Consider the following 12,955-nt stretch of genomic DNA (forward strand, 5'->3'; position numbering starts at 1 on the left):
TCTAGAGCAAGGCCAGCTGGTCACCGCTGCCGTCGTACGGTTCCACCAGTTCCGGCCCTTTGTTCCGAACACGGTTCACCTTGTCGGATACGCGCCGAAACTCGATGCCTGCGACCACCTCTGTGCTGGGCACGATCAGATCAGGATGCCCGAGGCTGTCGGGGTCGAGCCACGCATCCCATCGTTCGGAAGGCATGATCAGAGGCATCCGGTGGTGCACATTGCTCAGCTGTTCAATCGAATCCGCGGTGAGAATCGCGGTACTGAGCAGTGGTGGTGCGTCGGGGGTGCGCGGATCGCGCCACACCGCCCACACGCCTGCCATGTAGAGGCGTGAACCGTCCCCTTGCGACATGAAATACGGAATCTTGCGGGTCTTGCCGCCGGACGCCGGTTCGAGCTGCCATTCGTACCAGCCGTCCATCGGTACCAGGCAGCGCTTGTAGCGGAGCGACTGTGAGAAGGACGGTTTGGTCGCGACAGACTCGGAACGGGCGTTGATCAACGGCGCACTCGTGCCGACCTCCTTCGCGAAGGACGGCACCAGACCCCAGCGCATGCGGCGGATTCTGCGTCGAGCGGGGCTTTCCGGATCGTCACGATCGTGTCGTGCCACCACGGTGAGCACACCGGTCGTGGGCGCCACGTTGTACTCGGGCACGATCTCGGCGTCGCCCGTCTCGGCGATCGCGTCGAGCTCGGTTGCCAACATCGTCGGATCCGCCGTGATCGCATACCTGCCGCACATGCCACGAGTGTGTCAGCCGGACCCTGCACCTCGCCATTTCACCGCGCCGAACCATCCGCAGTCGAGGACCGACCGGTCGATGGGCGAAGATGGTCGGGTGAGCCTGTGGAGAGCACCTCGAGCCGTGAACTCGATCGACGCGTCCGTTGCCCTGCCCGGATCGAAGTCGATCACGAACCGCGCCCTGATCCTGGCCGCGCTGGCCGACGGGCCGTCGACGATCACCGGGGCATTGCGCAGCCGCGACACCGACCTGATGATCGAGGCCGTGCGCGCAGTCGGTGCCACCATCGCCGAGCGCGACGGCGGCACGACACTCGAGATCACACCCGGCACGTTGCACGGCGGGTCGGTCGAGTGCGGCCTGGCAGGCACGGTCATGCGGTTCGTACCGCCGCTGGCTGCGCTGGCCGACGGCGACGTGCATTTCGACGGGGACGAGCAGGCACGGGTCCGCCCGATGGGCACCGTCCTCGACGCGCTACGCGGCCTCGGCGCCGACATCGACGGCGACGGGCTTCCGTTCACCGTACGAGGCGAGGGCAGAGTACGCGGCGGCAGCGTCACCATCGATGCGTCCAGGTCCTCACAGTTCGTCTCGGGTCTGCTGCTGTCGGCCGCTTCCTTCGACACCGGTGTCGTCGTGCATCACGACGGCAAGCCGGTGCCGTCGATGCCGCATATCGAGATGACCGTCGAAATGCTTCGGGCGGCAGGGGTTTCCGTCGACACATCCGAGGCGAATACGTGGCGCGTCGCGCCGGGCACGATCAAGGCCCACGACGTGAAGGTCGAACCCGATCTGTCGAACGCCACACCGTTCCTCGCCGCCGCAGCGGTCACCGGCGGCACCGTCTCGGTGCCGCTGTGGCCTACGAGCACCACCCAGGCCGGGGATGCGATCCGCGGCATTCTCGAGCACATGGGCGCCGACGTGTCATTGGCCGACGGTGTCCTCACCGTGCGCGGACCGCAGCGACTCGTCGGCATCGACGTCGACCTGCACGACGTCGGAGAGTTGACTCCCACCGTCGCTGCGCTCGCCGCGTTCGCGACGACCCCGTCGCACCTGCGCGGAATCGCTCACCTGCGGGGCCACGAAACCGACCGGCTCGCTGCTCTCACCGCCGAGATCAACGGTCTCGGCGGATCTGTCAGCGAGACCGACGACGGCCTGCGAATCGAGCCGACGCCGCTACGCGGCGGTGTGTGGCGGTCGTACGCGGATCACCGGATGGCCACTGCCGGCGCGATCATAGGTCTCGTGATCGACGGAGTCGACGTCGAGGACATCGGCACGACGGCGAAGACACTGCCGGGCTTCGAGGCGCTGTGGGGATCGATGTTGACGGGAGTGCGCTCCTGAAACGGCGGCAGTACGACGAGTCCGATGTCCGGGTCCGCCCGGGCAGGGGTTCGCGACCGCGTACCAAGGATCGACCGGCCCACCGCGATGCGATGGACGGAATGGTCGTCTCCGTCGACCGCGGTCGGTGGGGTGTGGTCCTCGGCGGCGACCCGGAACGCACCGTCACCACGATGCGCGCCCGCGAACTGGGCCGGACTCCGATCGTTGTCGGCGACCAAGTGGGCGTGGTCGGTGATCTGTCGGGCCGTCCCGATACGCTGGCCCGGATCGTGCGCGTGGACGACCGCACCACGGTGCTGCGTCGCACCGCGGACGACACCGACCCGTACGAACGGGTAGTGGTTGCCAACGCCTCGCATCTGCTGATCGTCGTCGCGCTTGCCGATCCTCCCCCGCGCACCGGTCTCGTGGAGCGCGCACTGGTGGCCGCGTTCACTGGTGGGTTGACGCCGGTGCTGTGCCTGACGAAGAGCGACCTGGCCGATCCCGACGAGTTCGCCGCACACTTCGCAGACCTCGCCGTTCCGGTGATGCTCGTCGGGCAGGACAACGACCTCACCGAGCTGACCGCACTGCTGCACGGCCGCGTGACGGCGCTGATCGGCCATTCCGGCGTGGGTAAGTCGACTCTGGTGAATCGGCTGGTCCCCGACGCCGCACGCGCCACCGGTGTCGTCTCCGGAGTCGGCAAGGGGCGTCACACATCCACGCAGTCCGTTGCTCTGCCGCTCCCCGGCGGCGGGTGGGTCGTCGACACACCGGGTATCCGGTCGTTCGGACTCGCGCACATCGAATCCGACGACGTCGTAGGCGCATTCTCCGATCTTGCGGTTGCCGTCGAGCAGTGCCCCCGCGGGTGCACCCATCTCGGACCGCCGGCAGATCCCGAATGTGCACTCGACAAACTCGAAGGTCAGTCGTTCCGCCGCGCGATGGCGGTACGGGAGCTGCTCGCCGCGCTCGCCACCAACGACTCCTGGTGATCTGTACTACGCACCAGAGCCCGGCTTCGTCGAAACGAAGCCGGGCTCTGGTGTTTCTGTGTGACGTGACGGTCAGCGCATCCCGAGCACACGGCGGACGAGACCACGCTTGCGGGTCTTCTCGATGGCGGTCGCCAGCCCCAGCCTGCGGCCGGTGACCGGATCCACCTCAGCAGATCCGCCGAAACCGCGTTCGGAGGCCGTCTCGGGCGCGGCGTCGCGAGTGTCTTTGAGGAACTTGTCGGGCAGCGACAGCTTGGCAATGGTCCGCCATGACTTCCAGTACTGCACCGCGAGCGGACCTGTCGTATACGGCAGGTCGTATTTGTCGCAGAGTTGACGCACCCGCACGGCAATCTCGGCGTACCGGTTCGACGGTAGATCCGGGTAGATGTGATGCTCGATCTGGTAGCTCAGGTTTCCGGTCATGAAATCCATGACCTTGCCACCCGAGATGTTCGCCGACCCGAGCATCTGTCGCAGGTACCACTCGGCGTGGGTCTCGTTCTCTATGTCCTGCTTGGTGAACTTCTCGGCTCCGTCAGGGAAGTGCCCGCAGAAGATCACGGCGTTGGTCCACAGGTTGCGGACGAGGTTCGCGGTGGCGTTGGCCTTGATCGTGGACTTCCATGCCTTGCCGGTCAGCGCCGGATAGACCACGTAGTCGCGGAGGTTCTGCTTGCCGATCTTGGCGAGCACTTCCTTGCCACGCGCCTTCGTCAGTTCACGATCGTCACGGCCCTGGATGACCTTGCCGAGTTCGAGGAGCTGAATCGCGATGCCGTATTGGAACAGCGAGGCGAGGATCGCGTTGTATGCGACGTTGCCGAGGTAGAACGGCTTCCATCGCTGATCGCGCGTGACCCGGAGCAATCCGTATCCGACATCGTCGTCCATGCCCAGGATGTTGGTGTACTTGTGGTGGTGGTGATTGTGGGTTGTCTTCCAGTGCGCGGACGGGTCGACGTTGTCCCATTCCCAGCTCGCCGAGTGCACCTCCGGGTCGTTCATCCAATCCCACTGCCCGTGCATCACATTGTGCCCGAGCTCCATGTTCTCGATGATCTTCGACAGGGACAGCATGGTGGTCCCGAGAATCCAGAGCGGACGCTTCCGCGAGCCGAGCAGCACCACGCGCCCCCCGATCTCGAGACCACGCTGCAGCCGGATGGTGTTGCGGACGTAGCGGGCATCACGCTCACCGCGCGAGTCCTCCACATCGCGCCTGATCGCGTCGAGTTCGCGACCGATAGCCTCGACGTCGGCCTCCGTGAGGTGCGCATACTCCTTGACATCCGAAATCGCCATGCACTTACCCTACCGTAGGTTACGACTCCGTAGGTTAACGGATTTCGGTCTGTGACGGGAATCACGCACTGCGGTGCGCGTGCGGCTTCCCGTGTCGCACAGCAGTCTTCATGCGTCTTCCCGCGACGGCGCCCTCCGCGTGCGCCCGCAACGCGGTGAGCAGACCTCGTCGCCGGCCCGTGATCGGATCTGTGGCAATAGCAGGCAATCCCACATTCGCTCGCACGTGCCGGAACTTGCGCTCGGACGAGGTCTCCGGCGCATCGTCGGATGTCGCCTGCAAGAACCGGTCGGGAAGAGCAAGTTTGTGAATCGTCCGCAGAGCGAGCCAGTACTGACGCCCCAGCGACCCGGTCGTGTAGGGCAGATCATATTTGCCACACAACGCACGAACCCGGGCCGCGATCTCGGGAAGCCGATTACTCGGCAGATCCGGGAACAGATGGTGCTCGATCTGGTAACTCAGATTGCCCGTCATGAAGCCCATGATCTTGCCGCCCGAGATATTCGCGCTACCGAGCAACTGGCGCAGATACCACTGCCCGCGCGTCTCACGCTCGAATTCGCCGGGAGTGAACTTCTCCGCGCCGTCAGGGAAATGCCCGCAGAAGATCACCGCGTACGCCCAGAGATTGCGGACGAGATTCGCAGTGAGATTCGCCTTCAGTGTCGATCGCCATGCAGGACCCGTGACCGCGGGGAACAACACGCCGTCCTTGAGGACCTGCTTGCCCGCTTTGACGGCGAACTCCTTGTTCGGACCTGAATTCCATTGCGTACGAGGAATACCCGAAAGTTCTTTCGCTGCCGAGAGATCGTGCAGCGCGATGCCCCACTCGAAGGTCGCAGCTAGGATCACGTTCGCCACCGGCTGCAGGAGGTTGATCGGACGCCACTTCTCGTCGCGAGTCATCCGGAGGATTCCGAATCCGACGTCGTCGTCCATCCCCACGATGTTCGTGTACGTGTGGTGCGCGTAGTTGTGGGCACGCTTCCAATGTTCGGACGGACCCGTCTGATCCCATTCCCAGGATGTCGAGTGGATCTCGGGATCGTTCATCCAATCCCACTGCCCGTGCATCACATTGTGCCCGAGCTCCATGTTCTCGATGATCTTCGATAGAGACAACGATGCAGTGCCCAACAACCACCACGTCCGCTCTCGGGACCGGAACAGCGCCAAGCGCCCGACGACCTCGAGTGCCCGCTGCAGCCGGATGGTGTTGTGGATGTACCGCGCATCGCGCACACCGCGCGACCGCTCGATATCTGTTCGAATCGCGTCGAACTCACGTCCGAGCGCCTCGACATCGGCATCGGTCAGATGCGCGAATTCGCGAATATCGCTGATAGCCAAACGGGGCCCTTCCCCCTGTGTTGAACGACCTGTGTCGAACGACGCGGTCAGGCGTCGAGCGTGCAATCGCCCGCGGCCGCAGAAATGCAGGTCTGGACACGTTCGCCCTCTGCATGCTCCTTGCCCGACCGAAGGTCGACGATGTGCCCCTTTGCCAACGGCACAACACAAGTCTGACAGATTCCCATGCGACAGCCGAACGGCATGAGAGCACCGACACTCTCCCCTGCCTCGAGCAGGGTCGTTGCGCCGTCGACGGCGACCGTCTTACCCGACTTGGCGAAGGTCACCGTACCGCCGGATCCCGACGTGTCGGCTCGGGACACCGCGAATCGCTCGAGGTGGAGTTTCTCATCGACACCCGCACGCTTCCAGAACGCAGCGATATCGTCGAGCATCGCCTGAGGACCGCAGGCCCAGACCGTGCGGTCGCGCCAATCCGGGCACACCTCGTCGAGGCTCGACAGAGCGAACTTGCCCTGTTCGCGCGTGAACTGCAGGTGCGAACGGAATTGGTCGTGGCTTTCGTCGAATCCCTCCAGTTCTGAGCGGAACATCACGCTGTCCGCGGCGGGCGCCGAGTGGACATGAACGACGTCCGAGATCGCAGCGTCTCGTTCGGTCGCGCGGCGATCGAGCGTCCGGAGCATCGACATGATCGGCGTGATACCACTACCCGCCGTGAGGAAGAGAATCTTCTCGGGGGGCGGATCCGGAAGGACGAAGTCCCCCTGAGGGGCCGCCAGCCGAACAACAGTACCGGCCGGAACACCGCTGACCAGGTGGCTGGAGAGAAAACCCTCCGGCATCGCCTTCACAGCGATCGAGATGAGCTTGTCGTCGCGAACGGGCGTGGAGGTCAGTGAATACGACCGCCAGTGCCAGCGCCCCTCGATGTGCAGCCCGATACCTACGTACTGGCCCGGCTCGTACTCGAAGTCGAAACCCCACCCCGGGCGGATGACGATCGTGGCGGAGTCGGGCGTCTCCGAACGCACTTCCACGATTCTGCCGCGGAGCTCACGTGCCGACCAGAGCGGATTGACCAGATGGAGGTAGTCGTCGGGCAGCAATGGCGTGGTCACACGCGCAACGGCGCCGCGCAGCACATTCGACAAGGACCGCTCCGAAGACACGACGTGTGCCGCCGGCTTCTCGATCCATTCCTTCAAACCCATCCGACACCTTCTCCTCGCCGACTCCTACGCCACCGTAGGTTAACAGAAGCTACGGTGGCGTAGGTTGCGAGATCTCAGAGCAGCTCCAGAAGGAAAGGCACCTCCTGAGCCGCATACCACGCGAGCTCGTGATCCTCGGCGTCGCCGAGCACGAATTCCGCTTCCTCATCACCGAGATCCGCCGCGTCGATCACCGCCACGGCCCGCGCGACATCGCTCTCGGCCGTGCCCAGATCGACGTGGACCGACGCGAGAGCCGACATCGGAACCGGCGCGTCGAGCCTGATCACCGCATCGTCGAGATCGGGGCGGGGCGTCGCGACGTCGACGTCTGCCGCGATCACGACGCGCCGAGGTCCGAACGTCCCGTCGTCGTCCTCCGCTGCGAGCAGGCGCAGCGAGGCTCTGGCGGCCTCTCCCATCGCAACCTCGGCCAGCTCATCGTCGTCGCCCGCCGTATACGCCTCACGCAACGCAGCAGTGACAGCGAAGGCCGTCCCGCTGACCGCCTCGATCCGGCCGTCGGCCACGAGCCGCTGCAACATCGCGAGCGTCGCCGGCACATAGACGCGCGTCACTTCTCACCTACTGGCATCCAACAACTCCTCGAGTGACTCGTGCAGCAATGATGCGAGGACATCCACGTCGGGCATGGCATCGCGGTCCGCATTCAAACCGTAATAGATGTTGCCGTCGTACGACGTGAGGGCAACGCTGAGCGCCTGCGTCTTGAGCAACGGCGACACCGGGTACATCGCAAGGACGCGCGCTCCCGCGAGATACAACGGGTGCTGGGGGCCCGGCGCGTTGGTGATCATGAGGTTGAACATTCGTTGCGAAAACCCCGTCGCCACCCGCGCACCCACGGCGTGCATCGTGGCGGGGGCAAAGCCCGACAGCCTGATCATCGTCTGCGCGGCGATCCGGCGACGCTGCCGCGAATACGCCTCCCCGGCGTGCGAGATGTGGGACAGACGTACCACCGCATTCGGTTCGCCCACCGGTAGATCCACCAGGAACGACGACACCTCGCCCTGGGGATGGACCTGAATGGTGTCACTCGCGGCGGCCGGCCCCTCCTGTTTCTGTATGTACACCGACATCGGCACCATCGCGCGGACTGTCGTCGCTTCGGTGAGCGGTTCTCCACGCGACAACAGCCAGTAACGTAATGCGCCCGCGATGACGGCAAGGACCACGTCGTTGATCGTGCATCCGTAGCGGGCATGGATCTTTCGATAGGGTTCGAGATCGGACTGCACAACAGTGAACCGCCTGCTGCGTGAGATGGAGGCATTCAGCGGCGATTCCGGCGCGGACTGCGCAGCAGTCCTCGCAAGCCTGCCCACCACATCGACAGTTTCGGTAACCGTCGACGCGATATCGCCCAACGCAGCGCGCACCGCTGCCACGCCCTCCCCGGGCCGCGCCACCACGCCCGCAAACGCACCCACAAGCAACGCTATGTCGGACGGCTCCCGCTCAGGCATCCAGAGTTCTTCGGCGACCTCGCGCGGCTCGGGCGTGCGATCGAATAGCACCTGCCCGATCTCGAGGGAGTCCTCGCCGTCGACGAGTGACGAGTGGGATTTGGTGAACAACGCTGCCCGGCCGTCGGCGAGACCTTCGACGAGATACATCTCCCACAGCGGACGCGTGCGATCGAGCGGACGAGAGATCAAACGCGCGATCAGGTCGAACAGCTGCTCATCCGATCCGGGCCGGGGCAGCGCCGAGCGTCGCACGTGGTAGGTGATATCGAAGTCCCGATCATCCACCCAGACCGGACGTGCCATACCGAAGGCCACTTCACGGACCTTCTGCCGGTACCTCGCGACCTCCGGGAGACGCGTTTCCACGAGGCGGACGACATTCTCGTAGTCGAGCCCGCCCTCCTGCGGTTCGAGGATCGCCAACGATCCGATGTGCATCGGGGTGTTGCTCGTCTCCAGGTAGTAGAACGATGCGTCCTGCGCCGTCATTCGGCTGGTCATTGCGAAGCGCCCCCCTCGATCCCGTCGGCATCTTCCGATGCCACACCGATATTGAAGAGTACGGCCAACTCCTCCCTCGTCGCGCGCGGAACGTGGTGGTGGACACCGACCATCCCCACCGCGGTGGCCCCGCGAACATTCACGACGAGATCGTCGACGAACACACATTGCGACGGTTCCAGCGCCAATCGTTGTGCCACGAGAAGATAACTGGCTGCATCGGGTTTCGCTACGCCGACGTCGCCGGACAGGACGACCTCATCGACCATCAGGTCCGTCCGCAGGCGGCGCAGCGCACGGGCACCGGGCCCTGCTCCACCGGGATCGTTACTCAGGATCGCCGCGCGCACACCGCGACTGCGCAACTCGGCCACCATCGTCCACAGCGCCCGAGCCTCCGTACCCGGTCCGGCGAGGACCCCTCCGAAATCCAAGATCAATCCGCGCAGCACTGTTCGCTCCTCGGCTTCTGATCACGTCACCCGAGCCTACTGCGCGACAATATGTCACGATGTCCCCGGTTCCGTCCTCTCCCGGAGCCTGCCACCGACCGGTGTCCGCCGGCCGGTACCAGCCGACGCCCCGGGAGTCTCGCGTATGTCACCTCCACAGTCCGGTCGCTTCATCCGGCCCGTTCCACATTTCGAGCCGCCGGTTCAGGAGCCCTGCACCGCGCACCGCCCGCATGCGCTACCCCGGACCACCCCGCACTCCGGGCGATCCGGACGAACTCGCACAGCAGCGGAGCGGCGTCGACCGCACCAGTGGGCGCACACGGTGCCGAACAGGGACGTCGATGCGAGCGCGCACCGGTTCGCAGACCTCGCCGTGAGGCTCGTTCTGGAAGTCGTGGACGGCCGCCGACCGGACGCGCAGCTCGCGACGGTCCTCACGCCGGCCCTGGTCCAGACCTTCGGTGCCGCGCGTCGTGCGCGAGGCGACGCGGACTCGGCAGTCGTGCTTCGCGCACGTCTGCAGACGGTCGATGCCCGCACGGCAGAACTGTTCGGGTCCTACGCGCGCGGGCATCGGGTGTTCGCGATGGCCGGACGGGTCGTACGTGCACCGGCACGCGGACACACCCGTCACGGATGGGTGATCACGACCCTGTGGCTCGGCTGAAAAGGATCAGCCTTGCCGGTTCGTCTTGGTCTTGGCGTCCTTGCGCGCAGCGGCGCGGCGTTGTCGGCGCGTCCCGCTCTGCTGGGGGTTTGCCCCTTCGCTCGGGCCGGTACTGCGGGCCACATGGGCACGACCGTCCTCCGCCGGACCGGTGTACGTCAATCGACGCTCGGTCTCGTCGAGTCCTTTCGCGCGCAGGGCCATCGGAGCAGGCTGCGGCCGCGGTGGCGCAGGCTGCTGCTGTGGCTGCTGCTGAGGCTGTGCAGGTTTGGTCAACGAGGGTGCGTTGCGGGCAGCCGCCGCAGCGGACGCGGGGGTGACGGCAACTCCGCCTCCCGGGGTCTGCGGCTGGGATGCATTCGCCTCGACCTGCAGGTTGAACAGGAAACCGACCGATTCCTCCTTGAGACCTTCGAGCATGCCGGTGAACATGTCGAAGCCTTCACGCTGATACTCGACGAGCGGGTCGCGTTGGGCCATCGCTCGCAGACCGATGCCCTCCTTCAGGTAGTCCATCTCATAGAGGTGCTCGCGCCACTTGCGGTCCAGGACGGAGAGCAATACACGACGCTCGAGTTCGCGCATCGCGCCCTCACCTGCGATGCTCTCGATCTCGGTCTCGCGGCGCGCGTATGCTTCGCGTCCGTCCTGCAGCAGGATCTCGCGCAGCTCATTGCGGTCGAGATCCTCGTTCTCCGCGACGAGCTTCTTGTAGTCCACAGCAACCGGGTAGAGCGTCTTGAGGGCGGTCCACAGCTGCTCGAGGTCCCAGTCCTCGACGTACCCTTCGGCGGCCGCACCGTCCACGTATGCGGTGACGACATCCGTGAGCATGTGCTCGACCTGGCCTTCGAGATCCTCACCACGCAGGATCCGGCGACGCTCCTCGTAGATGACGGTGCGCTGCTGGTTCATCACCTCGTCGTACTTGAGAACATTCTTGCGGATCTCGTAGTTCTGTTGCTCGACCTGAGTCTGCGCGCTCTTGATCGCCTTCGAGACCATCTTCGCCTCGATCGGGACGTCGTCGGGCAGATTGAGACGTGTCATGATCGATTCGAGGGCCGCGCCGTTGAACCGTCGCATCAATTCATCGCCGAGCGACAGATAGAACCGGGACTCACCCGGGTCGCCCTGACGGCCGGAACGACCGCGCAGCTGATTGTCGATACGCCGCGACTCGTGCCGCTCGGTACCGAGGACGTACAACCCGCCCGCCTCGCGCACCCGGTCGGCGTCGGCCTTGACCTCGGCCTTGATCTGTTCGAGGGCCGGATCCCACGCAGCCTCGTACTCCTCGGGAGTATTGACCGGGTCGAGACCGCGCTTACGCAATGCGATGTCGGCAAGGATGTCGGGGTTGCCACCGAGTACGACGTCGGTGCCACGGCCGGCCATGTTGGTCGCCACAGTGACCGCGCCGGACCGGCCCGCCTCCGCGATGATCTGAGCCTCCTGCTCATGGAACTTCGCGTTGAGGACGCTGTGGCGCACGCCCTTCTTGGTGAACTGCTTCGACAGGTACTCCGAACGTTCGACGCTGGTGGTACCGATCAGAACGGGCTGGCCTTTCTGGTGCCGCTCGACGACGTCGTCCACCACGGCGGCGAACTTCGCCTCCTCGGACTTGTAGATGAGATCGCCCTGATCCACGCGGATCATCGGGCGGTTCGTCGGGATCGGGATGACGCCGAGGTCGTAGATCTGATGGAGTTCGGCGGCTTCGGTCTCGGCCGTACCGGTCATGCCCGAGAGCTTGTCGTAGAGCCGGAAGTAATTCTGCAGTGTGATGGTGGCGAGGGTCTGGTTCTCCGCCTTGATCTCGACCTTCTCCTTGGCCTCGATGGCCTGGTGCATGCCCTCGTTGTACCGGCGGCCCGAGAGCACACGCCCGGTGAACTCATCGACGATGACGACCTCGCCGTCGCGAACGATGTAGTCCTTGTCCCTGGTGTAGAGCTCTTTCGCTTTGATCGCGTTGTTGAGGTAACTGACCAGCGGTGAGTTCGCCGCCTCGTACAGGTTGTCGATGCCGAGTTGGTCTTCGACGAATTCGACGCCGGCCTCGTGCACACCGATGGTGCGTTTCTTGATGTCCACCTCATAGTGGACATCGGCCTTGAGCATCGGCACGATGCGCGCGAACTCCGCGTACCACTTGCTCGACGCGTCGGCCGGTCCCGAAATGATCAGCGGCGTGCGCGCTTCATCGATGAGGATCGAGTCGACCTCGTCGACGACCGCGAAGCTGTGCCCGCGTTGCACGAGATCGTCGAGGGAATGCGTCATGTTGTCGCGCAGATAGTCGAAGCCGAACTCATTGTTCGTGCCGTATGTGATGTCGGCCGCATATGCGGCGCGGCGCTGGGCCGGAGTGAGTCCGGAGAGGATCACATCCGTCTCGAGGCCGAGGAACCGATGAACACGGCCCATCCACTCGGAGTCGCGCTTGGCGAGGTAGTCGTTGACGGTGACCACGTGGACACCGTCGCCGGACAGAGCATTGAGGTAGGCCGGAAGAACACAGGTGAGAGTCTTGCCTTCACCGGTCTTCATCTCGGCGATATTGCCGAAGTGCAGGGCCGCGCCACCCATGATCTGCACGGTGTAGTGCTTTTGACCGATGACGCGCCACGATGCTTCCCGAGCCGTTGCGAACGCCTCAGGCAACAGGTCGTCCAGGGTTTCCCCGTCCTCGAGCCTGCCGCGGAACTCTGCGGTCTTGGCCTGCAGCTCCTCATCGGTCAGGCTTTCGAACTCCGGGGCGATGGATTCGACGTGCTCTGCGATGTGCTTGAGCCGCTTGACCATGCGACCTTCACCGAATCGGAGCAGCTTCGTCAGCGACAGCACTGGTGTGTTCGTCCTCAATCTCGGGTACCTGCACGGACAAGAA

Annotated in this window: 11 protein-coding genes; 3 read left to right on the top strand and 8 right to left on the bottom strand. The window is 64.7% G+C overall.

Annotation, left to right across the window (positions count from 1 at the left end; translation table 11 throughout):
• Position 1: 1 nt before the first annotated feature.
• The gene (locus ACSYG9_RS00310; protein ID WP_454840683.1) at positions 2–748 is read right to left on the bottom strand and encodes an SOS response-associated peptidase; all 747 of its coding nucleotides are present in this window, start codon (positions 746–748) and stop codon (positions 2–4) included.
• 79 nt (positions 749–827) lie between these two features.
• Here ACSYG9_RS00310 and aroA point away from each other — a divergent pair, with 79 nt between their 5' ends.
• The gene (aroA, locus tag ACSYG9_RS00315) at positions 828–2,114 is read left to right on the top strand and encodes a 3-phosphoshikimate 1-carboxyvinyltransferase (RefSeq protein ID WP_454840685.1); all 1,287 of its coding nucleotides are present in this window, start codon (positions 828–830) and stop codon (positions 2,112–2,114) included.
• Entirely contained in the window at positions 2,081–3,100 is a 1,020-nt protein-coding gene (gene rsgA, locus ACSYG9_RS00320; protein ID WP_440125327.1) for a ribosome small subunit-dependent GTPase A, read from the top strand. Before aroA ends, rsgA begins: the two co-directional genes overlap by 34 nt.
• A 72-nt stretch (positions 3,101–3,172) precedes the next feature.
• Here rsgA and ACSYG9_RS00325 read toward each other — a convergent pair whose 3' ends face one another.
• From ACSYG9_RS00325 to ACSYG9_RS00350, 6 genes are all read right to left on the bottom strand, one after another.
• Positions 3,173–4,408 (bottom strand): fatty acid desaturase, encoded by a 1,236-nt coding sequence (locus ACSYG9_RS00325; RefSeq protein WP_440125328.1) that lies wholly within the window; start codon positions 4,406–4,408, stop codon positions 3,173–3,175.
• A 61-nt stretch (positions 4,409–4,469) separates the two neighbouring features.
• A complete protein-coding gene (locus tag ACSYG9_RS00330; RefSeq protein ID WP_440125329.1) occupies positions 4,470–5,765 on the bottom strand; it encodes a fatty acid desaturase in 1,296 nt (431 codons plus the stop codon).
• A 47-nt stretch (positions 5,766–5,812) separates the two neighbouring features.
• Complete coding sequence (locus ACSYG9_RS00335) at positions 5,813–6,943, bottom strand: 2Fe-2S iron-sulfur cluster-binding protein (RefSeq protein ID WP_440125330.1); 1,131 nt, start codon at positions 6,941–6,943, stop codon at positions 5,813–5,815.
• Between the two features lie 74 nt (positions 6,944–7,017).
• On the bottom strand, positions 7,018–7,488 hold the full coding sequence (locus ACSYG9_RS00340) for a DUF6912 family protein (RefSeq protein ID WP_454843051.1): 471 nt from the start codon (positions 7,486–7,488) through the stop codon (positions 7,018–7,020).
• 36 nt (positions 7,489–7,524) lie between these two features.
• On the bottom strand, positions 7,525–8,937 hold the full coding sequence (locus ACSYG9_RS00345; protein ID WP_440125332.1) for a wax ester/triacylglycerol synthase family O-acyltransferase: 1,413 nt from the start codon (positions 8,935–8,937) through the stop codon (positions 7,525–7,527).
• Entirely contained in the window at positions 8,934–9,386 is a 453-nt protein-coding gene (locus ACSYG9_RS00350) for an HAD-IA family hydrolase (RefSeq protein ID WP_440127484.1), read from the bottom strand. Before ACSYG9_RS00350 ends, ACSYG9_RS00345 begins: the two co-directional genes overlap by 4 nt.
• Before the next feature lie 328 nt (positions 9,387–9,714).
• Between ACSYG9_RS00350 and ACSYG9_RS00355 the strand changes: the two genes are divergently transcribed.
• Positions 9,715–10,059, top strand: coding sequence for an Rv3235 family protein (locus ACSYG9_RS00355; RefSeq protein WP_440125333.1), 345 nt, complete (start codon positions 9,715–9,717; stop codon positions 10,057–10,059).
• A 6-nt stretch (positions 10,060–10,065) separates the two neighbouring features.
• Here ACSYG9_RS00355 and secA read toward each other — a convergent pair whose 3' ends face one another.
• Positions 10,066–12,870, bottom strand: coding sequence for a preprotein translocase subunit SecA (gene secA / locus ACSYG9_RS00360; RefSeq protein ID WP_454843052.1), 2,805 nt, complete (start codon positions 12,868–12,870; stop codon positions 10,066–10,068).
• Positions 12,871–12,955: the final 85 nt, after the last annotated feature.

It is taken from the genome of Rhodococcus sp. SJ-2, from assembly GCF_053750035.1.